This window comes from Vibrio sp. ABH4_348 (assembly GCF_056159765.1).
In genome coordinates this window covers 1,865,519-1,888,483 of sequence record NZ_JBSWVW010000001.1, presented here as the reverse complement: position 1 = coordinate 1,888,483, position 22,965 = coordinate 1,865,519, and the positions used below count along the sequence as shown (strand labels likewise).

General features: G+C 44.0%; 26 protein-coding genes. 12 read left to right on the top strand and 14 right to left on the bottom strand.

Annotation, left to right across the window (positions count from 1 at the left end):
* From ACXAFJ_RS08635 to ACXAFJ_RS08625, 3 genes are all read left to right on the top strand, one after another.
* On the top strand, positions 1-888 hold the full coding sequence (locus ACXAFJ_RS08635; protein ID WP_475322803.1) for an MBL fold metallo-hydrolase: 888 nt from the start codon (positions 1-3) through the stop codon (positions 886-888).
* A 282-nt stretch (positions 889-1,170) separates the two neighbouring features.
* Positions 1,171-1,656 (top strand): GNAT family N-acetyltransferase, encoded by a 486-nt coding sequence (locus ACXAFJ_RS08630; protein ID WP_475322802.1) that lies wholly within the window; start codon positions 1,171-1,173, stop codon positions 1,654-1,656.
* A gap of 109 nt (positions 1,657-1,765) precedes the next feature.
* A complete protein-coding gene (locus ACXAFJ_RS08625; RefSeq protein WP_475322800.1) occupies positions 1,766-2,215 on the top strand; it encodes a YHS domain-containing (seleno)protein in 450 nt (149 codons plus the stop codon).
* Between the two features lie 106 nt (positions 2,216-2,321).
* On the opposite strand, the gene ACXAFJ_RS08620 is transcribed toward ACXAFJ_RS08625, so the two are convergent.
* Positions 2,322-3,107 (bottom strand): substrate-binding periplasmic protein, encoded by a 786-nt coding sequence (locus ACXAFJ_RS08620; RefSeq protein ID WP_475322799.1) that lies wholly within the window; start codon positions 3,105-3,107, stop codon positions 2,322-2,324.
* Between the two features lie 198 nt (positions 3,108-3,305).
* Between ACXAFJ_RS08620 and ACXAFJ_RS08615 the strand changes: the two genes are divergently transcribed.
* Together ACXAFJ_RS08615 and ACXAFJ_RS08610 are read left to right on the top strand one after the other, a co-directional pair.
* The gene (locus ACXAFJ_RS08615) at positions 3,306-4,106 is read left to right on the top strand and encodes a PhzF family phenazine biosynthesis protein (RefSeq protein WP_475322798.1); all 801 of its coding nucleotides are present in this window, start codon (positions 3,306-3,308) and stop codon (positions 4,104-4,106) included.
* Positions 4,107-4,253: 147 nt separating this feature from the next.
* Positions 4,254-4,514, top strand: coding sequence for a SemiSWEET transporter (locus ACXAFJ_RS08610; RefSeq protein WP_475322797.1), 261 nt, complete (start codon positions 4,254-4,256; stop codon positions 4,512-4,514).
* A gap of 19 nt (positions 4,515-4,533) precedes the next feature.
* Here the strand turns inward: ACXAFJ_RS08610 and ACXAFJ_RS08605 are convergent, their stop codons facing one another.
* The 7 genes from ACXAFJ_RS08605 to ACXAFJ_RS08575 all read right to left on the bottom strand — a co-directional run bounded on the left by ACXAFJ_RS08605 (position 4,534) and on the right by ACXAFJ_RS08575 (position 9,786).
* The gene (locus ACXAFJ_RS08605) at positions 4,534-5,376 is read right to left on the bottom strand and encodes an arylamine N-acetyltransferase family protein (protein WP_475322795.1); all 843 of its coding nucleotides are present in this window, start codon (positions 5,374-5,376) and stop codon (positions 4,534-4,536) included.
* Between the two features lie 5 nt (positions 5,377-5,381).
* On the bottom strand, positions 5,382-6,119 hold the full coding sequence (locus tag ACXAFJ_RS08600) for an SDR family oxidoreductase (protein WP_475322794.1): 738 nt from the start codon (positions 6,117-6,119) through the stop codon (positions 5,382-5,384).
* Positions 6,120-6,125: 6 nt separating this feature from the next.
* Entirely contained in the window at positions 6,126-6,500 is a 375-nt protein-coding gene (locus ACXAFJ_RS08595) for an ApeI family dehydratase (RefSeq protein WP_475322793.1), read from the bottom strand.
* Between the two features lie 19 nt (positions 6,501-6,519).
* Positions 6,520-6,930 (bottom strand): hypothetical protein, encoded by a 411-nt coding sequence (locus tag ACXAFJ_RS08590; protein ID WP_475322791.1) that lies wholly within the window; start codon positions 6,928-6,930, stop codon positions 6,520-6,522.
* Between the two features lie 69 nt (positions 6,931-6,999).
* A complete protein-coding gene (locus ACXAFJ_RS08585; protein ID WP_475322790.1) occupies positions 7,000-8,268 on the bottom strand; it encodes a beta-ketoacyl-[acyl-carrier-protein] synthase family protein in 1,269 nt (422 codons plus the stop codon).
* Positions 8,261-9,415 carry a beta-ketoacyl-[acyl-carrier-protein] synthase family protein gene (locus ACXAFJ_RS08580; RefSeq protein WP_475322789.1) on the bottom strand — a complete coding sequence of 385 codons (1,155 nt, stop codon included), beginning with the start codon at positions 9,413-9,415 and terminating at the stop codon, positions 8,261-8,263. Before ACXAFJ_RS08580 ends, ACXAFJ_RS08585 begins: the two co-directional genes overlap by 8 nt.
* Positions 9,415-9,786 (bottom strand): hypothetical protein, encoded by a 372-nt coding sequence (locus ACXAFJ_RS08575; RefSeq protein ID WP_475322788.1) that lies wholly within the window; start codon positions 9,784-9,786, stop codon positions 9,415-9,417. The genes ACXAFJ_RS08580 and ACXAFJ_RS08575 overlap by 1 nt, the downstream gene beginning before the upstream one ends.
* A gap of 354 nt (positions 9,787-10,140) precedes the next feature.
* Between ACXAFJ_RS08575 and ACXAFJ_RS08570 the strand changes: the two genes are divergently transcribed.
* From ACXAFJ_RS08570 to ACXAFJ_RS08560, 3 genes are all read left to right on the top strand, one after another.
* Positions 10,141-10,935 (top strand): hypothetical protein, encoded by a 795-nt coding sequence (locus ACXAFJ_RS08570; RefSeq protein ID WP_475322786.1) that lies wholly within the window; start codon positions 10,141-10,143, stop codon positions 10,933-10,935.
* 39 nt (positions 10,936-10,974) lie between these two features.
* Positions 10,975-11,295 (top strand): VOC family protein, encoded by a 321-nt coding sequence (locus tag ACXAFJ_RS08565; RefSeq protein WP_475322785.1) that lies wholly within the window; start codon positions 10,975-10,977, stop codon positions 11,293-11,295.
* A 114-nt stretch (positions 11,296-11,409) separates the two neighbouring features.
* Positions 11,410-12,018 (top strand): hypothetical protein, encoded by a 609-nt coding sequence (locus ACXAFJ_RS08560; protein WP_475322784.1) that lies wholly within the window; start codon positions 11,410-11,412, stop codon positions 12,016-12,018.
* 13 nt (positions 12,019-12,031) lie between these two features.
* Here the strand turns inward: ACXAFJ_RS08560 and ACXAFJ_RS08555 are convergent, their stop codons facing one another.
* Together ACXAFJ_RS08555 and rrtA are read right to left on the bottom strand one after the other, a co-directional pair.
* Positions 12,032-12,451, bottom strand: a complete 420-nt coding sequence (locus ACXAFJ_RS08555) for a BLUF domain-containing protein (protein WP_475322782.1) — start codon at positions 12,449-12,451, stop codon at positions 12,032-12,034.
* 57 nt (positions 12,452-12,508) lie between these two features.
* Complete coding sequence (gene rrtA, locus ACXAFJ_RS08550; RefSeq protein WP_475322781.1) at positions 12,509-13,042, bottom strand: rhombosortase; 534 nt, start codon at positions 13,040-13,042, stop codon at positions 12,509-12,511.
* Positions 13,043-13,084: 42 nt separating this feature from the next.
* On the opposite strand from rrtA, the gene ACXAFJ_RS08545 reads away from it, so the two are divergent.
* A complete protein-coding gene (locus tag ACXAFJ_RS08545; protein WP_475322780.1) occupies positions 13,085-13,705 on the top strand; it encodes a tRNA-uridine aminocarboxypropyltransferase in 621 nt (206 codons plus the stop codon).
* A 32-nt stretch (positions 13,706-13,737) separates the two neighbouring features.
* Here the strand turns inward: ACXAFJ_RS08545 and ACXAFJ_RS08540 are convergent, their stop codons facing one another.
* The 4 genes from ACXAFJ_RS08540 to ACXAFJ_RS08525 form a co-directional block, all read right to left on the bottom strand.
* Positions 13,738-15,366, bottom strand: coding sequence for a methyl-accepting chemotaxis protein (locus ACXAFJ_RS08540; protein WP_475322778.1), 1,629 nt, complete (start codon positions 15,364-15,366; stop codon positions 13,738-13,740).
* 73 nt (positions 15,367-15,439) lie between these two features.
* A complete protein-coding gene (locus ACXAFJ_RS08535; RefSeq protein ID WP_475322777.1) occupies positions 15,440-16,747 on the bottom strand; it encodes an anti-phage deoxyguanosine triphosphatase in 1,308 nt (435 codons plus the stop codon).
* A gap of 13 nt (positions 16,748-16,760) precedes the next feature.
* Positions 16,761-17,381, bottom strand: coding sequence for a 5'-deoxynucleotidase (gene yfbR / locus ACXAFJ_RS08530; protein WP_475322775.1), 621 nt, complete (start codon positions 17,379-17,381; stop codon positions 16,761-16,763).
* A gap of 78 nt (positions 17,382-17,459) precedes the next feature.
* On the bottom strand, positions 17,460-18,674 hold the full coding sequence (locus tag ACXAFJ_RS08525; protein ID WP_475322774.1) for a pyridoxal phosphate-dependent aminotransferase: 1,215 nt from the start codon (positions 18,672-18,674) through the stop codon (positions 17,460-17,462).
* 306 nt (positions 18,675-18,980) lie between these two features.
* Between ACXAFJ_RS08525 and ACXAFJ_RS08520 the strand changes: the two genes are divergently transcribed.
* Genes ACXAFJ_RS08520 through menH form a run of 3 tightly spaced genes read left to right on the top strand, consistent with a single transcriptional unit; the run spans position 18,981 to position 22,958 of the window.
* Positions 18,981-20,336, top strand: a complete 1,356-nt coding sequence (locus tag ACXAFJ_RS08520; RefSeq protein ID WP_475324091.1) for an isochorismate synthase — start codon at positions 18,981-18,983, stop codon at positions 20,334-20,336.
* Positions 20,329-22,095: a 2-succinyl-5-enolpyruvyl-6-hydroxy-3-cyclohexene-1-carboxylic-acid synthase gene (gene menD, locus ACXAFJ_RS08515; RefSeq protein ID WP_475322773.1), complete on the top strand. Its 1,767-nt coding sequence runs from the start codon at positions 20,329-20,331 to the stop codon at positions 22,093-22,095. The genes ACXAFJ_RS08520 and menD overlap by 8 nt, the downstream gene beginning before the upstream one ends.
* On the top strand, positions 22,089-22,958 hold the full coding sequence (menH, locus tag ACXAFJ_RS08510; RefSeq protein WP_475322771.1) for a 2-succinyl-6-hydroxy-2,4-cyclohexadiene-1-carboxylate synthase: 870 nt from the start codon (positions 22,089-22,091) through the stop codon (positions 22,956-22,958). Before menD ends, menH begins: the two co-directional genes overlap by 7 nt.
* The last annotated feature ends 7 nt before the right edge of the window (positions 22,959-22,965 follow it).

Sequence of the window (22,965 nt, the reverse complement as noted above, 5' to 3'; positions counted from 1 at the left end):
ATGAATACTAAATTAAAACAAACATTTTCAGCGGGTTTATTGTCACTGGCGGCGGTAAGTGGTGTGAAAGCAGATACTTTGAATGTTCAGTGGTTAGGTGCATCAACGCTATTATTTGAGTTTGGAGACATCCAACTGATAACGGACCCAGCATTTGGAGAAGGGGAAAAGGCGTACAAAATGGCGGACCCTAATGAGAACTTTGACGTCAACGTTGGGCCACAAGTTAAGTATCACAAGCGCCTCCAGTCTTTACCAGAAATGAACCCAGAGCACTGGGATGCCATTTTGTTAAGCCATAGCCATGAAGATCATTTCGACCAAGTAGCGCAAAAAGAGTTAGACAAGTCACTGCCGATTGTAGCGCCGAGAGCTGACCAAGAATTATTGAACAATTTGGGGTTCCAGAAGCAGCACTTAGTCGATTGGAGCGAAACGTGGAGCTATCAAGAGAATGGCTACAAAGTAACGCTGACGGCGTTGCCCGCATTCCACACAGAAAACCCAGATTTATTACCTCTCTTGGGGGATGGAAATGGCTATTGGTTAGAGTTTGAAAAAGGAGAATATTCGAGAACAGTATATTGGACAGGGGATTCGTTTGTAACAGATGACGTTCTCAAGGCGCTTAAACCATTCGGCAAAGTTGATTTGTTTATTCCGCATATTGGTGGTGTTGGGGTTACTGGGCCTCTTGGCAAAATAGCGATGGATGCCAATGATACTATGGTAGCCATTGACGCCATTAAACCTTCAAGAACACTACCAATTCATCACTCTACTTATGAGTTGTTTCTAGAGCCCGTCTCAGTGTTGATGGATAAAGCCGTCGAATCAGACGTTCGTGTCGATGTAACATCGCCCGGTGCTTGGTTAATGGTTCGATAGGAATACAAAGCGACATCATAGTAAAAGCTCACCGCTAATCTTTCGTTAAACACATTCTCGGTCGTTCAATATCAGTGATATTGCGCGGCCGAGTTATTTGGGTATTGCTCTCAAGTTTTCACATGAAACTGTTAATGAATTTTTGTAATCGATACATTATTCGTCAGAGATTAATCTCCAGAATCTCTATACTGCGGTAACTCAATACCTTGACTATCAAGTCAAAAATATCGGTAACGCAGAATTTTATTAACGTTTGTCCTCATCAAAAGTAGAAAGTCTATGACAGTATCTCTTCGTACTATTAAAAACTCAGACCTTAGTGTTTTCTTTGAGCAACAACTGGATCCAGAAGCCAATCGATTGGCGGCGTTTGTTAGTGATGACCCAAGTGATAAATCTCAATTTGATAAGCGATGGCAGCATATTTTGGGTGATGATCAGATCGTCAAAAAGGCCGTTATCGTGGATGGAGAAATTGCAGGCAATGTCATGTGTTACCCACAAGATGGTGAGTTAGAAGTGACGTATTGGATTGGCAAAGAGTTTTGGGGTAGAGGCGTTGCCACTGAAGCTCTTAAGCTGTTTTTGCAAGCAGTAGATAAACGTCCAATGTATGCGCGTGTTGTAATTGATAATCATGGGTCAGTGAAGGTACTGAAAAAATGCAATTTTACCGTCATCGATAGCAACAAGGATTTCGCAAATGGTCGTGGTGAAGAAGTCGAAGAGTATGTTATGCGATTGGACAACGACGTTGCACGTTAGATAAACGCAAACCTGATTCAGATCTTATTGTGCAGAACTCATTGTGAAATTTTCAAAGCCATCTTCCTGTCTAGATATATTCAAGTGACCTCAAGATACAGGAATCAAAATGAGTGTAGCGAATAAAACTTTAATGGTTTTCTTTTTGTGGTTGGGAGTGGCGTTTTCGAGTTTTGCGTTGGAACCGGTCTACAGTGATTTTTTTGGTAAAGCGATTAAGGGTTATGATCCCGTAGCGTATTTTACTGATGCTAAACCTACTAAAGGTGACAGCGACTATGTTTACCATTGGAATGATGCTAAATGGTATTTTTCATCTCAAGAAAACTTAAACGCTTTTATAGCCGAACCTGAAAAATATGCGCCTCAATACGGTGGTTACTGTGCTTGGGCGGTGGCAGAAGGCTACACAGCAAGTATTGATCCTGATGCTTGGCGAATTCACGACGGGAAACTGTACCTAAATTACAACAAAGCAGTGCAGCAAACATGGCAAGCGGATATCGCAGGAAATGTAATTCGCGCAGACAACAACTGGCCAAAATTGCTAAAAAATTAGTTCTAATTCAATTTATACCCAAGTGACTTCAGGGCAGTATATTCGCTCTCTAGGGCGAGATTAGCCCTACAGAAACTCGTATCTTGAAGTTATATGAGTCTTACGGCTAGAGATCGTATTTGCGCTTTAGCTGTTCATACTCTCGGGTAAGCTTGAATTTGCGCATTGATTCGGTAAACACTTCGAATAACGCTTGATTGGCGTGCTTTTTAGTAAAACCCAGATAGACGGTGGTGGAGTAGATCGGTGTATCTAGAAACGCCACTTCTGACATCAGAGTTTTATCTTCTATGCCATCTAGGTCAGTCAAGCTTACAATTCCGAAGTCATAGCGGTTCTTGGCAACAAGTTCTACTACTTGTGCTGCATTCTCGACCCCATTCTTTTCGATAAGTAAGTTGTTGTCGAAATTGTCCCCAAAGGTATAGCCTGCAATGTGTACCACAGAAAGGTTATCGAGATCTTGGATATTGCCTTTAAATTCTAGATCAAATCGCTCAGCATTTTTTATCAGCAGGTGGTCGGTACCAGATAATATATTGTGTTCTGAGAAATGAATGGTCTTCTCGCGCTCAGCGTTCTTGGCAATGTAAGTAACAGCATCGGCTCTGCCTACTTGAACCGTTTTAACGGCGCGTTGCCACGGCAGGGTAACAAAAATAACGTCTATGCCACTGGTATTGGAAACCGCTTTAATTAACTCAATGTGAAAACCGGTGAGCCCACCATTTTGTTGAACCTCATAAGGAGGCCAGCTACCTTCTCCTCTTGTAATGACTAAGGTCTCTTTGGCAATGCTGCTGGTGGATAGGGATAACAAAACCAAGAATATTATTGCCGTGATAAAGCGCTTAGGCAGCAAACACGCCTTTGTCATCTCAGTGCCATCCATTATTAACTTTCCAAAAGTGCCGATCAAAAATGTGTATATACCAAATTTGTTAATCGTTTGCGTCAGTTAAATGCGATTACTGACTTTTGTCTTAGTTATATATGAGACTAGCTTAACGTTGTCGCATTGAAACTCAAATTAGAGTAAAGCGATGTTAGACTACTTGACTAGTGTAACGCAGTACTCAAGGAGAAAAGGTTGGAACTGGATATTTATCAGGTAGATGCTTTTACCTCCGAGCCTTTTAAAGGTAACCCTGCGGGGGTATGTATTACCGACTCACCGCTATCCGAAGACGTCATGCGTGCCATAGCAAAAGAAATGGCATTATCAGAAACCGCATTTCTTTGTCGCTCTGATATGAACTTGCGTTGGTTTACCCCAGATGTGGAAGTGAAGTTGTGTGGGCATGGGACGTTGTCCGTTGTGCATATCTTGCTTGAGAGAAAAGAAGTTAAACTGGGACAATCTATTTGTTTCAATACCTTATCTGGGCGGTTAGAAGCCAAAGTCATCGGTGAAGATATTGAGTTAGTTTTTCCCAATCCCGAGCTCATTACTCAGCAAGATGTCGATCAGCATTTACTGTGTGGGCTAGGTTTAACTCGCGAGCAAATTTGTTACGCAGCGCAGTTTGACGAAAAAATCTTGTTAGAAGTCGCAACTGAAAAAGAGGTGCTCGAACTGGAACCTAACTTCGATAGCTTAGCCGCCAAACCGGGGCGGGGTGTGGTTGTAACGGCACAATCAAACCAGCTCAACGTGGATATGGTTTCGCGCTATTTTGCCCCTTGGGTGGGGGTGAATGAAGACCCGGTTACTGGCTCGGCACATTGTGCCTTGGCAGTGCATTGGTCTAAACGGTTAGACAAAACTTCCCTCAAAGCTTATCAAGCCTCGCAACGTGGTGGTTATCTGACTATCGATTTAATCCCCGGAAATCAAAGCAAACTGAAAGGTCAGGCGGTAACGGTTCTCAAAGGACGTTTTATTATCTAAATCTAAAAACGTAATCGCCGAAACAATTGCATAAAATCTTAATATTGATTTAAGAATATATTGCTTTTATTTCATTAACTTATGTGTTTTTTCATAGTAGACTTGTGCATTCCCATTTTGTGTATGAGTCTGCTTGGAGATTGTTGAATGGAATACATAGGCTATGTGGCTGCGGTATTAACGACGTTGAGCTTTTTACCACAGGTCCTTCATACGATTCGCGTAAAGGATACCAAAAGTATCTCGTTGTCCATGTACAGCATGTTTTTTGTTGGCACTATGTGCTGGTTAGCGTACGGGATTGTTTTAGGTTCCATTCCAATTATTGCGGCCAATGGAATTACGGTTACTTTGTCAGGAATCATCTTCGCGATTAAGCTGAGAAATGTGTTGAAAGGCGAAGGCTAAACCTAAACCCAAACCGTAATTAGCTGCTAAACGGTGACGTCAAAAATGCTTGGGCTTTCACATCAATACTAAATTTGCGTTGCAATAGGGCCACTAATTGGTCGAGCGAGGTGATTTTTTCTTTTTGGTAAAACCCTTGCCCAATCGAGACAAACTGCTTGTTGCGAATCATGTGTCCACCAGTCAGTGTGGGCATACTCACGACCAAGTTTTTGGTAAATGTAGAATCTTCAGAGAGCGTATTTTGGTAGTTGATCGGCTCGAAATGCTCGAGTGAGTAGGTTAGTTTATCAAATACATAGAGCCTGCGCCAAAACCCACGTGTTTGCGTTTCCAGCGCAAAATCTTGCTGGTTAAGCTTCACAACTCTGAACTCGTGGCAGCCCTGTGGTTGACTCTTTCTGGTGTCTAAAGATATTGGATACACTGGCCCATACAACCCGTAACCAACATCGCACAACCAATCTGTGTTGTTCCAATGGACAAATAAAATCATGTGCGATCTCGGGCCAAAGGTTCCATCTTCTTTTGGAACACTCGCTAATCCAAAATGACATTCGAAACCATACTGGCGCAGTACTTCAGCGAACAAAGTATTGTGTTGAGAGCAGCCCCCGCCGCGAGACTCCACTAAAAATTTTTCGCAGATTTTAGTGACATTAATAGTCGGTACTGCACCTAAGAAGTAGTCGAGCATGTCAAAGGGAAAGGTTCGGATATGAGCGAGCGTTAGCTCACCCAGTTCTATCTTGCTTTTCCCTGGCATCGAGTCAATACCAACCCGCTTTGCGTAGCGAGGCAGCCATGGTTCATAGCGAACGGTTGGTCGCGTAACGTCTAATGTACTGTCAGCAAAATCCATGATGTTTAGACGATTTGGTCGCCATTGCCCAAAGCAAAAACAGACCCGGTGTTTTTCACTCGGCGCAGTGCAATGTCTGCAACAAACTGAGCAACTTCTTCCGGCTTCAAAATGTCTCGAGTCGGGATTGATTTAAGCAGTTCTTTACGTTTTTGGCCGACATATTCCTTGAACATATCCGTTTCGACCCAACCGGGTGCGACGCAGTTAACTAGAATGTCGAAACGTCCCGCTTCTTTAGCAAGACCTTTAGAAAAACGCTCAATGGCTGCTTTTGAGCACCCGTACGCGGTATTTCCCGGCATAATTTTGTTCGCGGCACTAGACGAAATATTAACGATGTTACCGTGTCGTTGCGCCATCATACCTGGCAAAAAGGTCAGCGAAAAATTGACCGCACCCATAAAGTTAACCGACATGGTTTGTTGAATTTTTGCCAAGGCGTTATCGAGCAGTAAGCCATCTCCGACAATACCAGCATTATTAATCAACACGTCAATCTTGGTCTCTTGCAACAGTTGTTCTCTAAATTGCTCTACCGCTTGAAGATTGGAGCCATCGACTTGGTAAGTCTTCACCTTGCCTTCAGATTCTGCTTCTAATGCAGCCGCAGCGTCAGAATTACTTTTGTAAGTCGCGAAGACCTGATGGCCGGCACGAGCAAAGGTAAGAGAAATTTCTCGTCCTATACCGCGCACACCACCTGTCACTATGACACTTTTGGAGTCGTGATTGTTTTCCATGTTTAGCTATTTCTCATGTAGTTGAACCGCAAATAGAGCTTGCGCTTTGAGCTCTCCTTCCGACAAAAATCGACAATCGACTTTGGTTTTGGACGAGCGATGCGCACCGATTTTTATCTCCAATCGAAGTTGCTGATCAGGCAACACAGGTTGATTAAACACTGCGCGATTTAATACCGGAGAGGATGAAGGGGCGACATTTATAGATTGTTTAAGCATTTCCAATGCAAATCCGACTAAACAGGCCCCAGGAACAATGGGCATTTCGGGAAAATGAATGTCGAATAGTGCGTCATTGGCGTTAATCGTTGTTTCAACGACATAGGTTTGCCCGTGTTGCTCGCGATGGGTGATGCGAAAAAGGTTATGTAATGCGTTCATAGTAAGCTCTTAAAAACACTTAATGTTTGGGAGCGACGACCGCGACATTGACGGTCGCTAACGTACCAAGCTCATGACCGGTTTTATCTAACCCAACAATCGTCACGGTATAAAAGTCACCGAGCTTTTGTACATTGCCTCGAAAGCATTTGGTGTCTGGGAGAGCTTCCATTTGCAGATCTTTGAGTCTTGCCGGAATCATGCGTTGCGAGCTTTCTTGGTTATTAGACGCTTTTGTTACAGCTTTAACGGCAAATTGGTGCAGTACTTCGATTGCGACTGTGACGTCTCCGTATTGTTCACGAAAGGGGTGGGTTTTACCCCAACAGAAAAAAGACTGCGGTTCATTTTGTGGGGATTCGCTGACTACCCAAGAGCAAAGATCGAGATAATCTTTGCAAGGCTGATTTTGGAACTCTTCGTAAGTCACTGTAGATTACTTCCTTGTGTGAGTTTTATTGCCGATCAATCAAGGTTTAACAACTCAAATTCAGATCGCTCAGCAGGAGCGATATACGATACTGGCTGCTAAGCCGCCCATGCCAAATGAGTTTTTCAAGACCGTTTGCTGCGACATGTCCAAGGTTTCTTTCACTACATTCACCTGACAATCCGGATCTTGCTGAACCAGATTAATCGTTTTTGGTACAAACCCTTCCTGAGACGAAATTAGCGTGTTGAGTGTTTCCATTGCACCGGCAGCTGCAATCAAATGTCCATGTAAAGACTTGTTTGCAGTAACAGGAAGAGGGCGACCAAACACTTGGTTTATAGCCTGAGATTCTTGGAGATCATTGAGTTTTGTTGAAGTGCCGTGGGCATTCACAACATCGATATCATCTGCGGTCAGTCCAGAGTCTTTAATCGCTCGTTGCATGGTCAAAATCATCTCAATTGATGATTCATCCGGCTTAACAATGTGTGATGCATTGAGACTGGACCCATAGCCCAAGATTTCTAACAGCGGCTGCGCACTGCGTTTTTCAACGGCAGATTTGCGTTCTAAAGTGAATAAAATAGCGCCTTCACTTGGTATGTAGCCCGAGCGTCTTTGGTCAAATGGACGTGAACGTTGTTGAGGCTCAATGGCAGAGTCCGTGCAAATTACGTCAGCAGCTTCTAAGCCAATGTAATGCTCTGGTCCGATTTTGGCAGAAATACCGCCAACAACGACAGCGTCAACTCGATCATCCCTAATTGCCTGAAAGCCTGTGCCAATCGCTTGTAGAGAAGCAGAGCACAAACCGATGTGGCAAAAAGAAGGGCCAGTAAATGAGGTTGCTTCATGTACAAGCTTTAATGAATGACAAGGACTATACCGTAGAAAGTCATTGACTCTAAAATAACGTTCCGCAATGCGATGATCTTCTTTTTGGCCGTTGTGAATATAGTCTTCGTCCATTACGCACTTGGCTTTCTGGACCGGATCGACAACTGGCTCATCCACACCTAAAAAACACCCGATTCGGTCTGGATCGTAGCTATCTAGACCGTAACCAGAGTGCGATAGCAAATTTTCGATGGCATGCTGAGCATAGAGAATGTCAGTTACAACTGGCGCACCCTTGTGAGGCCAACGAACCTTTTCGTTGCCAATGGAAGGTAGGCCAGCAAATTTACTTTTGAAGGTATCGGTGTTGTATTTCTTGATTTCTCGAATACCGGAAAGCCCCATTCGCAAAGACTGTTCAATCTCTTGGTAACTAGAGCCTAATGGCGTCACAGCTCCAAACGCGCTGATTACGATGGGATCATAGTTCTCACTCATTATCGCTAACCTTAAACATATCGGTATTTGTGTGTTGAGTTTTTTCAAACAGGAGGGCACCCATTCCGGTAGAGATACCAACACCGTTCAATACAATCGGCTGTCCTGAGGGTATGGCTGGGTCGGAAATTGCGAAGACAAGGTCAATCAAGTTATTGGGTTGGCCGGTATAGCCGGTGAACTTCTTATAGCCATGCACTTGTGATGAGCCAAAGAATTTGTTGATCGCCGAACGTTCGTGATCGCCGGAATCCAGCGCGCCATTATCGTACAGAATCACAATCGGCGCCTTCCCAGATAAATCGGAGAAGTAACGGTCGTAGAAGCGCAACCAATCTCGTTCGCTGGCATACATTTCACTGTGAAAAGTGGTGCAGACTCGCTGTATATGAGCGAGAGGTTTAGCGCCTCTTGCGAGCGCTTGTTCAGTTTGTTCCACCAATATAGAGGCAGCGCCGTTGGCAGGAACAATACCCGGCTGGTCATCTTGTTCAGACACCAAACCCATTTTGCGAAATGCAATTTGGTTGTCCGTGCTTTTCATATTGCCGTAAGCACTCAAAATTGCACCTGAAAGTTGCCTGCTACGGATCTTGTAGAAGGCTTCTTCCAACATACTCAAACCACTTAGAGACATGCGATTGATAGGGTAGCCACCACCTCGGCACTGAAAGAGCTTTGAAATATGATAAAGCGAATTGGTGGGGAGTTTGCGAAACAAACCTAGTGGGTGAGTTTTGCTGGTTAACTGCCCGAGGTTTTCGACGATAGATTCAACGGTAACTGCTCCTTCGCTGCGTCGAGCTTGGATGAAGTTCCACAGTTCGATTGGGAATTCGGCGTCACGTTCGGTGCTGGTGAACACCCCAAAATTCTGCCTTGATTCAAGAGGAAGCTCATTTTCAGACTCGGCTTGATTGAAGCAATCTATCGCTGAAAGTAAACACTGGACGGTTGAACTATTTAAAAGAGTGCGATCTTCTCGTGCAAGCTGAGTTGCGACTTGTTTTTGCCGTTGCTTCGCTTCTTTGTCAGAGGCGTGTGTTTCACTCGTTTTTGTCCGGTTTTCAGCTATGACATTACGAACGTTATTGACTCGAATCTCGTCCAATAACAATCCAAGGCCTGTAATCGATAGCGTTGGCATTATTCTTGGCCTTTTACGATCTGCTCTATTCGATTTGAAATAACTTGCGGAGTGAAATATTTAACCAGTTCATTCGGAGGAAGTTGCTCATGGTTTTCGTCGAGATCTAAAATAGTACGAATTTTTCCCCATCCTTTGTCTGTCCACTGGTTTCCATCGTAATACTCAGGCGCATTGGTCATATGGTTAAAAGGCCACAGGTTTTCCATTTCCACTTTGTCGCTAATATTACTTTTTACTTCAAAACAAAAATCAATGTAGTCAATCGAGCTGAAACCATGTTCGTGAAGTGGCTGATTATCTTTAAGCTCTGAAGCGTCATCTAAATAAAGGATATCAACAACAATTTCTTTAATAGGGTCGAGGTACATATTTTTCTCCAATGACCATAGTGGACGGGACGTTATTCCGTAACTCATGCTAAAGAAGGAGAGTTTATATTGTCAACAAATCTAGATGAAATTTAAGACAAATAATTTCTATTTTAAGTAACTGATAAATATGCCAGTTGCATTAAAGTTTGACATTAATGTGTATTGTGTCACTAGCCGTTAAATATCATTAAAATTCAATGCCAATATAATTAGTGTGTAGCGGGATTTATTTTTCAGATTGTATTTGTGAAATATACTGAAATTTTTCACGGTTATGTTGTGTTATTAATACATGAACACATTATTTAGTATTTAGAGATACGTGGGTATATAAAAGGATAGTTAAGTAGAATGAAGTACTTCAAATTTTGGGTTAAAGATAATTTCACCATTCAAATTGGCGAAAAATCAGAAAATATCTCTGTTCTTGCTGGTTCAAACCTATCAGTTGAAGATGCATCTCGCCAAGCACAGCAACAATCTCGAGAAATCGAATCCAGAATCGCTAAAGGAGAGTCGAAAGACTCGTATCAAGTTGCTATTCGGGAGCACGTAAAAGAAGAAATCAATAACAAGAATGTAGTTACCGTATGCCGATATGGTGCCAACGTTCTGAATACCACTGAATACACCATTTTGGATTTAGACTCATGCGTTCTGGGTTTTTGGGATAGGTTTCGTTCCATCAGTAAACTGCCCCCTAAAGAGCAGATCGTTGCCAAGTTTGAGCAGAACATTAAAAAATTTCCGGAATTAGGGAAGGACTTCAGAGTTTATGAAACGATGAAAGGCATTCGCGTCATTGGAAAGACCTATATCGACCCTTCACAAACGAGTTATTCCAATTTAATGAGAAAATTAGGTGTGGATTGGTTGTATATCGCTATTTCGCGAAAACAGCAGTGTTATAGAGCTCGGCTTACCCCAAAGCCTTATCGTATTAAACACAAAACCATCAAGATTAAGAGCCCATTAGATTGCATGAATAACAACTACGAAGCTTGGGCACAGTCATATGTACAAGCGTCGCAGAGGTATAGTGTCGTTAAATTAGTAAAAACACTAGGTACAGATTTCTCAAATGATAAGGTAGTTCGATATCACGATGATGTATGCAATCTAACAGCAAAGCGTACGCTAGCTTAAGTTAAGCAACTGAATAGCTGATAACAAAGCAGGTAATACATGAAATTCAACCATCTTGGTATACCCACAACAGAGCGGTTTGAAGGTGAAATCGATCTGCCACATCTAAAGATGACCGTATCTGATCATCAAAATAATCCTTATGGGATTCAGTGGCAGAGATACTGGAAAGATGCTCCGTATCCAGAGTTAGTGAAAACAGTCCCGCATGTGGCATTTGAAGTAGATGATTTACAGCAAGCTATTCTTGGAAAAAAGATAATTATTGAACCCAACTCACCAAGTGAAGGCTTGATTGTGGCTTTCATCGAAGAAAATGGGGCACCGGTTGAGCTCATGCAATACCTGACGAATAGTTAGATGAATAGATTGATGTGAATGCTGCTTTTCGCTCCAAATTGGGCTGACGCCATATATTTTCCCTAATCAAACCAAGGTATATTAATTTTTGCATTAGATTTTAGGGAGCAAGTTATGTTGATAAAAACACTATTTGGTCTGATTGCGAACAAGCATTCTTTGCTCACTATGTGGCTACCTACCGGTCTTTATCTTGCTACCTTTAAACTGTTTGGATTGGCGGTCGCTGTGGTGGTGACTGCAATATATGGTGTGTTTATCAGTATTACCGACAGAGAGCGAGGTTTGATTCCTCTCGCTTTCTGCGCGATCGGTATCATTGAAATCATCATTGTTGCTTTGGTTTCAACTGACTCATTAGTGTCGGCATTGGTGTTGAAATCGACTTTGTCTGCATTGGGCACCAGTTTGGTGTTTCTTTGTTTTACTTTGATTGGTAAACCAATACCTATGATTGCGGCGGAAGCGTCGTCTCCCTCTCTAAAAACCAGTCGGCAAAAGCAAGGCGTTCCCAGTATGAAGCATTGGTACCTTGTGTCAGTGATTTGGGTTGTGGGATATTTATGTAAAGGTCTTTTTTGGGTGTTCTATCCGGTTCGGCTAGAAAGTGAAGTGGTTTTTTTTACTGCGCTACTTGGTTGGCCTACCTATGTGGGGCTACTCATTTTATCGATTCTTTATATTCAAACTCGATTTGAGCAGCCCACAGGCCAGACGGGTTAATTGGGTATATCAATTAGACGGTTGGCACGGTACGTTTGAGGTCGAGTAGCAGTCGATAGACACTTTCGGCCGACATGGTGTAGGGGTTGAGTTCCTTGGCTGCTGAGTATTTATAAATGATATTCTCAGTCACGCTGATATTGGGTACATATCCCATAGACCAATCGTAAAATTCGCGTTGCGCTATTTCTTTGAGCTCAAGAATTTGGACATTCTCGTGCCTAGGATCGGCAATTATGTGGTTATAGAGACGATTTACTTCTGAACCAGATCCCTCTAAACACTGCACAAAAAAGCTCTTATTAAACATTAAGAGACCAGTAATACCCAACTTACTGTTGTTTTCTCTGGCAATGGAAAGAATATTTTCTAACTCAGCATCACTGCATTGGTCGGTTTTAATACTGACGTAGATAAGACGAACTAAAGACATTTAACTATCCTTTTTTGGCTGTCTGTCTACTAAATATAAGCCAGTATGTGGATTTTGCTATCCGGATTCAGAGGATTTCAGCAAACCTCTACTCTTTTGAAATCTAAAAAAAATTAACGCAAATACACTACCAATAATCGCACCGATAAAATGAGCTTCAACCGCCACATTGGCTTGAATTGCGATTGACATGGCGATACTTCCGCCTTGCCATAAATCCCAAGAGGCTTTGCCCATGACGGCACAATATAACAAGGCACTTAGCCGCTGACCTTTCAGTACTTCCAATAATGAGCAACTAGCTACTAGACAATATAGGAAAGGGGAAAGGCCGAGGTAGTTACCTGACTCAAAAAGTAAGATAGCGATACCAGTCAGCAAAGATTGGCACAACAACAAAATCACAAAGCGTCGAGTTGGTGGTTGAAAGACAAAGCAACACAGCCAAAGAATACTGATGTTAAGCAGCCAATGTGTCCAGTTGGTATGAACAAAAAATCCTGATAGGATTCGCCACCATTGTCCTTGGTTGATTAAAGAATAGTTCCACACCAACCAATGATGAATCGCATCGTGTTGCGCTACGTACATAACTGCAGTCAACACAACGAGTAAAAAAGGTAGCGAAGTTAAATGTCTCGATATTGTGGTCAATGTGGTAAGGCGCTGAAAGCGTGTATTTGTCAGTGGATTAAAACCATACCATCGAATACTGAATTGATCATCCTACAGCACCCAAGTGAGAGTAAAAGGCCACTTGGCACCGCAAAGATTCTTCAACTTTCACTGCCCAATTGTCGGCTATTAGTTGGAGAAGTCTTTGACGCTACTAAGACCATTGGAGCTGACCCAAGCAACTCAGATATGGATACATGGGTGTTGTACCCTGACGACAAGGCAGTTGAGCTACCGCAGGCCGTGATTGGTTGCTTGAATCAAAATCGCAAACATTCAACGAGACTGATCGTCATCGATGGCACCTGGAAAAAAGCCTACAAAATGTGGCAACTCAACCCTTGGCTGCATCAGTTTACTAGTGTGACTTTACCCAACACGATCAAGGGCAACTACCGAATTCGCAAAGCACCGTCGGATAGCCATTTATCTACTGTGGAAGCGGGATACTACGCATTGCAGTTGCTGGAACCCGAGACAGATTTTTCACCTATATTGTCTGCCTTTCAAGCCATGATTGAACAGCAGATTCGTCAATTACCTGATGGGGTATACGAGAAAAACTACAACAAGCAGTAGTCTCGTATTTTCATAATAGATTTAGAAATGCTTTAGTCTAAAAAATGACCGTTTTCAATTCTCTCTATAGCAGCATTGAGCACAGCGCAGCGTTCATGTAACGCTTGCGCTATTTCAGAGAGCTTTTGATGGTTTGAACTTAGTTGGGTGCGAACACGCTTTGATTGCTCAGAGTTGGTGACCAGCTTGCTGAGTTCTCTGCTTTGCTCTTGGCAAGTGATTAAAATACTTTGGATTACTGCGGCACTGTCTTCCATTAACGGCAGCATGGTATCGATGTGATTTTGTGCATCTTGAGCTTTGATTTGAGTTTGTTCAGACAAGTTTTTTATCTTATCGGAGCCAATGCTCGATCGTTTTGCTAGCTTACCAATTTCTTGAGAAACCACGGAAAAACCTTGTCCGTTTGTTCCGGCTCTTGCCGCTTCGATCGCTGCGTTAAGAGATAACATGTTAGTTTTATTTGCAATTTCACCAATCGATTTGGTTTGTTCGACTATGGTGCTCATTGAAGACGTGGTTCTAGACACAGCTTGATGAGTCATTTTCGCAACATCAGCAGTGAGGTTAGCCGTGACTTTTCCTTCTTCCACGGTTTCGACGATGGCGTCGGCCGACTCAATTAAATCCTGAATATAGGCAATGATTTCTCGATGATGATTGGCTACCCATTGGCAATCTTTGGTGATCAAGGTGTGGGATTGACGAAGTACCTCAACTTCGTGTTCGAACGCCGCAACTTGTGTCTTTAAATCTTCAATCTCCTTTCTTAAACACGAAAAATAGTTGTTCAGATGCTGCGTAGTTTGTCTGAGAGTCGGGTTACTGGAATTGGAAAAACGATGATGCAACCCAAACTGACCATGCTCCATTTTTTGCAAAACTTGATTTACAGAGACAAAGGGAAGAATTACATTCCTTAACGCATAAACCATTGTGACCAGTATAAAAGCACCCAGTAACCAAGCTAGTGACTGAATAGCCTGTAAATTGTGCTGGTGTTCGATTTCGGCTTGCTCAAGGTTGCGTTTGGTGGTTTTTTCCAAAGCCTCAATAAAGCTATCTACTGGTCGCATAATGGCGGCTTTAGTTTGGTGATAAATGTCGTCGTGCAACATGCCCGTGGCGGTCTGAACGGCTTGTTGCACTAGTTCTAGTTTGCCGCTGAGTTTCGCCTGACTCACGAGGTCCATCGCTTCAAGCTCGATTACCGCCAGTTGCTTGGATAAGTTTTCCGCTTCTTTGAGCCAAACTGTAACGTCTGATGGCATATTTAAATCGCTGAGCCTCGACTCCAGGCTTTGTGTCAAACCATCAGTTTTGGGTCTTTGGTTGGCTTCCAATACTAGATCCCAGTATATGCGGTGATAGTTTTCTGGTCTGGCTACGGTGCCATTTCGAATCGCCAATACCCGGTCGAACATAGTGCGATATTTAGGGTCACCTGTGACGACAAAGGTTCTGGCCAATCGAGTAAGGTCATCGGAGCTTTGCCTGAGTTCGTCAGCAGTCAGATAAGCCTCATGTAGATGATTTTGCGCGGTTTTGATTTGCTTGGCTGAGTGGTCCAGTTGAACGAGCTTAAGTACGATTGCAATCGATATCGCACAACAGGTTGCTCCGAGCAAAGTAAACCATATGTGTGATGAGAGAGCTTTCATTCTAAACCGCAAAAACTAGAGTATTATTCTTCAGTTTAGAACGCTTTATGAGTTGTATATAAAAAACCTATTATCAAGCGGCAAACATACGATGGTGCATACGTTGAGCGTGACCATCTGTCATCGAGGAAATGTAATCGGCAATAACGCGGTATTGTTCCTCTTCCCCCACAGCACTTGCCCATGTTTCTCTCACGGTTGTTGGCAGTAGTCTTTCCGGATCAGCGCTTAATGCTTCAAACAAGTCGATGATGATCTGTTGCCCTTTGTACTCCAACATCTGAACTTCTGGAATTTGTATAACATATTGGCTGACAAAAGATTTAAGTATGTTTAAAGCGATTTCCATAGTTGGTTGAAGGTAGGCATTAAATGCCAGTAAGTCATTATGGAAGTCTTCTTGGACCGATTTCACTTCAATACTGGTCAAAAGGGCATTGACCATACCGCCAATGGCATCTTTACGTTGGTGATGAACACCCGAGAACAGCATGTCGCTTATCTTGGTTGTGTGTGCTTCGAACCAAGGTTCACCGCAATCAACTAGCTTGCTTGCCGCCGCTTCTTGCCACTGATTTCGGGTAACCAAACCCATTACGATGGCGTCTTCTAAGTCATGAACCCCATAGGCGATGTCATCTGCCAGCTCCATTATTGAGCAATCTAAGGATTTGTATTTGGTTTTAGAATGTTGCTGGTCATCTTGTTGAAGTCGCATTGTCGGTAGCAATTCGCGTTCGCGATCCGAAAGCGGTGACACGACCCAGTCAAACAATTCTTGGTCACAATCGTAAATCCCCTTGGCAGGTAACCAGTCTTTGGCCTTTAGGCGTCGATTGTTGGTTACGGGTTTTGCAATGTTTGGTTTGGCAGTTTGACTTAAAAAAGCGGGGTATTTAACTAAACCGAGTAGTGTACGCCGGGTTAAATTCATACCGTGATGTTCGGTATAAGGCTCAAGTTTAGTAACAATCCGGAACGTTTGGGCATTGCCTTCAAAGCCACCATGGTTGCGCATCAAATAGTTTAGTGCGGTTTCTCCGCCGTGCCCAAATGGTGGGTGGCCAATGTCATGGGCCAAGCACAATGAATCAATTAAGCTGTCACTAGGCAACAAGGGTTTATATTGCGGTTGTTTCTTTTTAATCTGAGCGACGATACCGGTACCAAGCTGGGCCGCTTCAAGAGAGTGGGTGAGACGCGTGCGATGGAAGTCATCCATACTCGTTCCGTGTACTTGAGTTTTGGCTTGCAGGCGACGAAACGCAGCGGAATGAAGAATTCGGGCGCGGTCTCGCTGGAAAGGGCTGCGATGGTCATCACGGCGAATTTTGTGTTCATCATCGTGTCTTTGAATCCATGCGGAATGGTCTAAGCTCATGGCCCGGTATCCTTTAGCTAATCTCGTCTAGCGACAGTTCAAAACTTGGTGCAAATGAATTGAGGAAATACTCCATTTCATCAGTCCAGCGCTCTTTTAAGGTAATGTCGAGGCGCTTTTTGGCTAACGCATACTCATGGTTGCCGGCACTTAACTCTTCTAAACATTTCAGGTAGGCGCAGATGGTATCGGCTTGTTTTACGATTGCCCAATCTTCTGCATTAACGCGATCGGACAGCAGAAACGGCGCAAAATCTTCCTGAAACTCTTCCGGCAACATGCCAAGTAATTTTTGTTCAGCCGCGGCTTCAATTTTTTTGTACTCTTTGGCAATTTCTGGGCTGTAATACTTAACTGGTGTCGGCAAGTCGCCCGTTAGCACCTCACTGGTGTCGTGGTACATACCCAAAATTGCAATGCGCTCTGGGTTTAAACTGCCTGAAAACTTTTTGTTTTTTATGACGGCCAAAGCATGAGCAACAAACGCGACTTGCAAGCTGTGTTCGGACACGTTTTCAGGGGAAACCGAACGCATGAGTGGCCAGCGTTGGATCAGCTTCATACGGGCGAGGTGGGCGAAAAAATGGCTTTCTTCAAATTCCGGTTCTGAATTGGGATGCACTAACTTCGGCATGGTTTACTTCCTGTTATCTACTGCCCATAAAAAAAGCACTGGTCGGTGAACAGTGCTTTAGATTTCCGTTGAACAAGTTTATTGGCTATAGCCAGATAAGAATCGCTCAAATCGGCCGATGGCCATTTCTAGGTCATCAACACGAGGTAAAGTCACTATCCTAAAGTGGTCTGGTTTTGGCCAGTTAAAGCCAGTCCCCTGAACTAACAATACTTTTTCCTGCTTTAGGAAGTCTAACACCATTTTTTGGTCATCGTGGATGTTGTATTTTTTTGTGTCGATTTTTGGGAACAGGTACATGGCTCCTTTGGGTTTGACACAAGACACTCCTGGGATCTGGTTGATCAACTCCCACGCTTTATCTCTTTGCTCAAGCAAACGACCTCCAGGTAGTATCAGCTCATTGATGCTCTGATACCCGCCCAACGCTGTTTGGATGGCGTGTTGCATTGCGTGGTTTGAGCACAAACGCATTGATGCGAGCATATCAATTCCCGCGATGTAACCTTGCGCCAGCTTCTTGGGACCGGTCAAGAACATCCAACCGCTTCTGAATCCACAAACGCGGTACGCTTTTGATAGGCCGTTAAACGTTGCCACCAAGACATCATCTGCTAGGGTCGACACGGGTGTGTGCGTCGCACCATCAAACAGGATTTTGTCGTAAATCTCATCGGCGAAAATGATCAAATTGTGCTGTCTGGCAAGTTCAATGAACTTAAGCAAAAAATCACGGCTGTAAACCGCACCTGTCGGATTGTTCGGGTTGATTAGTACAATACCGCGGGTATTTGGCGTGATTTTTCTTTTGATATCATCAAGATCAGGATACCAGTCGGATTCTTCATCACATAAATAATGCACGGGTTTACCACCAGACAGCGCCGCCGCCGCCGTCCACAGTGGGTAATCTGGCGCGGGAATCAGTAACTCATCACCATTGTTTAATAGCGCTTGCAGTGACATGACAATCAGTTCAGAGACACCATTACCAATATACACATCTTCTACATCTAGGCTGCGCAAGCCTTTCTTTTGATAATGTTGTACGACTGCCTTGCGGGCTGAGTAAATGCCTTTGGAGTCGGTATAACCTTGCGATGTAGGTAGGTTACGAATTACATCGACCAATATTTCATCAGGGGCGTCGAATCCAAAAGGGGCCGGGTTGCCAATATTTAGCTTCAGTATTTTATGCCCTTCTTCTTCCATGCGCTTAGCATGTTTCAATACAGGACCTCGTATGTCATAGCAGACATTCTCGAGTTTTGACGACATCCCAATATTTTCCATTGTATTCAACCTTTTTTTTACACCCTTTCTTTATTAAGTTACATCATAATTGCCTTTCAAAGAATAAAAATCTACAAAAAATAAAAATTCATGATTTGTTGGATTTTTACTCTGGAGCCAAGCGTGCTCAAAATCAGTTAGGTAAGAGGGCGGACCAAACTGGTGAACTAGGAGATTTTTGCTCCGATATTTGACCTAGATCTTGGAATGTTCAAATTGCTAATCGAGTCATTAGATAACCTTGGTCTGAAATCAGACAAACAGGTACATTAATTACGTGTTAGTAAAAAGGATAAAGTGATCTTGTTGTTGGAACGGCATGTTGTTGATCAGCTAATTGAAAAGATACGCACTGCAGATTCGAATGTGGCTGTAGTTAAACAGTCTGTTCCTTACCAAAAGTCCTCTCATCATTTATCGTGGCTCGACAATCAACCTCACTTTCCAAAATTTTACTGGCAAGACCGCACTGGAAACGACGAAGTTCTCGCACTTGGCCAATTAGCCACATTCCGAGAACTTGAACCTGCCTATGCCTTGTTGCAATCCGACCAACGAATTTGGGGCGGTCGCTCTTTTGATGGTAACTCGAGCAAAACGCCGAGATGCAGTCAGGCTTTTTTCTTTTTGCCGAGATTAGAAATACGGATCGGCAGTTCGAGCGCGGAGCTACGAGTCAACCTAGTGACTGACAGTCAAAAAACGGTTGCGGTTAAAGAAGACAGAGCAAAAGCCATCTCCTCGTTAGCCAAGATTAAACCAACAACTTCAAATCACTCTAATCGACAGAGCAAACCTCAAGTCGAGAGCCTTGAACATCTTCCAGTAAATAAACAGTGGAACCAGCTTGTTGAACACGCGTTAACAGAGATACAACGCAGCGAGCTTGAAAAAGTGGTGTTGGCTCGGCAAACCACATTAAAACTGGCCAATGCGATCAGCGGCCTTCAGCTGATGGCGCATAGTATTGAAGTCAATCCAAACAGCTTTCACTTCATGTTGGCGTTGGACAAACAGCACTGCTTTGTCGGTTCAACACCCGAGCAGCTATACCGACGTGAGGGGCGAGAGTTGTCGACCGAGGCTTTAGCGGGAACGATTGAGCGCGGTGATTCCGCCGAACAAGATTTGCAGTTGGCGAACTGGTTGTCGACAGATCGAAAAAATTTGGCTGAAAACCAATTGGTTGTTGATGATATTGAGCAGCGTCTAGCCCCGCTTTGTCATCAATTACACACGGATCAGCAGCCCCATCTGGTTAAACTGCGTCAAGTACAACATCTGCGCCGTCATATTCATGCCGATTTGAAGAACGAAGTTCATGGTGCCCATTTACTGGATGCTTTGCAGCCAACTGCCGCTGTATCGGGTTTACCGCGAGCATCAGCAGCTCAGTTTATTCATAATAATGAACCATTTTCGCGAGGTTGGTATTCAGGCTCGATTGGCTATATCAGTCACGAGCAGGCTCAGTTTTGCGTGGCGATTCGCAGTGCATTGATGAGTGGTAACGTGGTCAAAATCTTTGCTGGAGCAGGTATTGTCCCTGGCTCAAACCCACAGGTTGAGTGGCACGAAGTCGAGCGTAAAGCCGCCACATTACTTTCTTTGTTTGAGTTACCAATGGATGGTTCACCGCTTGGAGTGGTCTCAAATGCCTGATCAGGCAACGCTAAATCGTATTTGGAGTAGAACTGTACTCGAAGAACTGCACCGCTTGGGCGTTGAGCACGTTTGCGCGGCCCCCGGTTCGCGTTCAACGCCTTTGGTCCTCGAAGCGCAGTTAAATGCAAAGTTAACGCTACATCAGCATTTTGATGAAAGAGGTTTAGGGTTTCTGGCACTTGGTATGGCGAAAGCGTCACAGCAGCCGGTTGCGGTTATCGTAACCTCTGGAACCGCAGTCGCCAATCTGCTTCCTGCGGTGGTTGAGGCTAATTTAACTGGCGTGCCATTGGTTTTACTGACCGCAGATAGACCAGCAGAGCTGGTTGGCTGCGGTGCGAATCAAGCCATCGACCAGATTGGCATCTTTTCTCAGCACGTTAGTGCTTGTCTCAACCTACCTAACTCAAGTAAAGAGCATTCTTTACGTTGGCTACTGACCAGTGTGGATGAGGTTGCTCGTCATCTGCGAAATGGGCCAGTTCATATTAATTGTCCATACAAAGAGCCTTTGTACGGTGAGCCCAATGACAGCGTGTATCAAGATTACCTAGTCCCCATCGCTGGCTGGAAAAATGACAGCAGTCCCTATACGAAGCAGTATGACACCAAAGTAGTAAGTGATGAAAACTTGGTAGAGCAGTGGATTGATTCGTCATCCAACAGCGTTGGTACCGGTGTGCTGATTGCTGGAGATATTCCCGTTGAGGTAACCAAGCAACTCAGTGTGTTAGCAAAACGCTTGGGCTGGCCGCTGCTTTGTGACCCGCAGTCAGGTGGGGTGAAGGCGACGGACGACTTTAGCCTGAGCTGCCCAATAAAGCACTTCGATTTGTGGTTAGCCAGTGATTCGGCAAACAGTAAAACGCAACCTATCGAGCATATCGTTCAGTTCGGTGGACGTTTGGTATCTAAACGTCTAAATCAATGGTTGAAAGACCAAGTGGTGAAACATGGGACTCAATATTGGCTGGTGGATAGCCAATCAAGGTGCAATAACCCCAATCACTTGCCGCAATCGGTGATACATGGCGATTACCAAGCCATTCTGCAGACTTGGTTTGACGCACTAGCTAACCATCAACGAGAGCCAAATTCGCTAGTATCGCGTTGGCGAAAATTCGAGAAACACTGCCGTGATAGTTTGGATAAGCAACCACTGGCAAGTCAGCTATTGTCCGAGATTAGCGTTGCAAAAAGTGTGGAACAACTTACTGATTCCACGCAGTTATTTATCGGCAACAGCCTAATTGTTCGCTGGATAGACATGTACGCCACGCTACCCGGTATCTCGACTTACTCGAATCGAGGCGCATCAGGTATCGATGGTTTAATAGCCACGGCCGCAGGCGTTCACTCGCTTTCTGATCGTTCAACGGTAGTGATGCTCGGGGACACTTCTTTGTTATACGATTTGAACTCGCTAGCGCTGTTCACGGCTCAAAAAGCTTCGCGGCCCAGCGTTATTGTGGTGATTAACAATGATGGTGGTGCCATCTTCGACATGTTGCCGGTACCGGACCAGCAGAAAACACAACTGTATCAGATGCCTCATGGTCTCAAGTTTGAACATGCTGCCCTTCAATTTGGCTTGCAATACCTTGCTCCGACTACGTTGCAGCAATACCAACAAGCCCTTAGCCAACATTTAGATACAGGGTCGGGTACTTTGCTGATAGAAGCGTGTGTGCCTTCTAATCAAGCCACGACATTCGCTAAGTCGTTTAATCGTGAACTCATCGAAAGCTTATGTTGAGTATTCAAATGTTAGCGGCTCAAACCTTAAACCATCAATTCGTCCCTTCAAATCAATCGACTCATGCTCCGCTGATGGTGTTTTTACATGGTTTTTTAGGCAGCAAGTCCGACTGGCTGCCAGTGCCAATCGAATTAGAAACATATAGTCAGCTCTATGTTGATTGGCCGGGCCATGGCGACAGTGTCGATCTCATTGACAGCTTTGAACAAATACAAGGTCTTGATTCAAAGTCAAACTTAACCGCCTTTGATTGGTGTGGTCAGTGGTTGGTTAACACCATCAAACCTTATGTTTTAGACAATCAACCCGTCTTACTAATTGGTTACTCAATGGGGGGGCGAATTGCTTTAAGTAATTATGCTAATGGGTATCTGAATGAACTTAATATCGCTGGCCTGATCTTAGAAGGTGTTCACTTTGGATTGGCATCTGATAGCGAAAAGCAGGCGCGCTACATTCATGACCAAGCTTGGGCGGATCGCTTTGCTTCGGAGCCAATCGAGCAAGTTTTAAACGACTGGTATTTGCAGCCCGTATTTTCCGCGCTTAAACATGAGCAAAGACAAGAATTGATCCAACGTCGAAGTGATAACCTTGGAGACAAGGTCAGCAAAATGCTATTGGCAACGTCGTTGTCTAAGCAAGCGCGAGTGAGCAAACTACAAGGCTTACCATTGCTGTATGTAGTCGGCGAAGACGACGGCAAGTTTTGCAACATTGCCCATGAGCTGAGTACAGACACCTTTTGCGATGTCATTGTGATTGCCAATGCAGGTCACAATTGCCACTGCGAACAGCCTGACCGGTATTGGCATCACGTTGTTGAATGGGTAAACCATCAAACCAGATTAGAGGAATAGAGGGTAA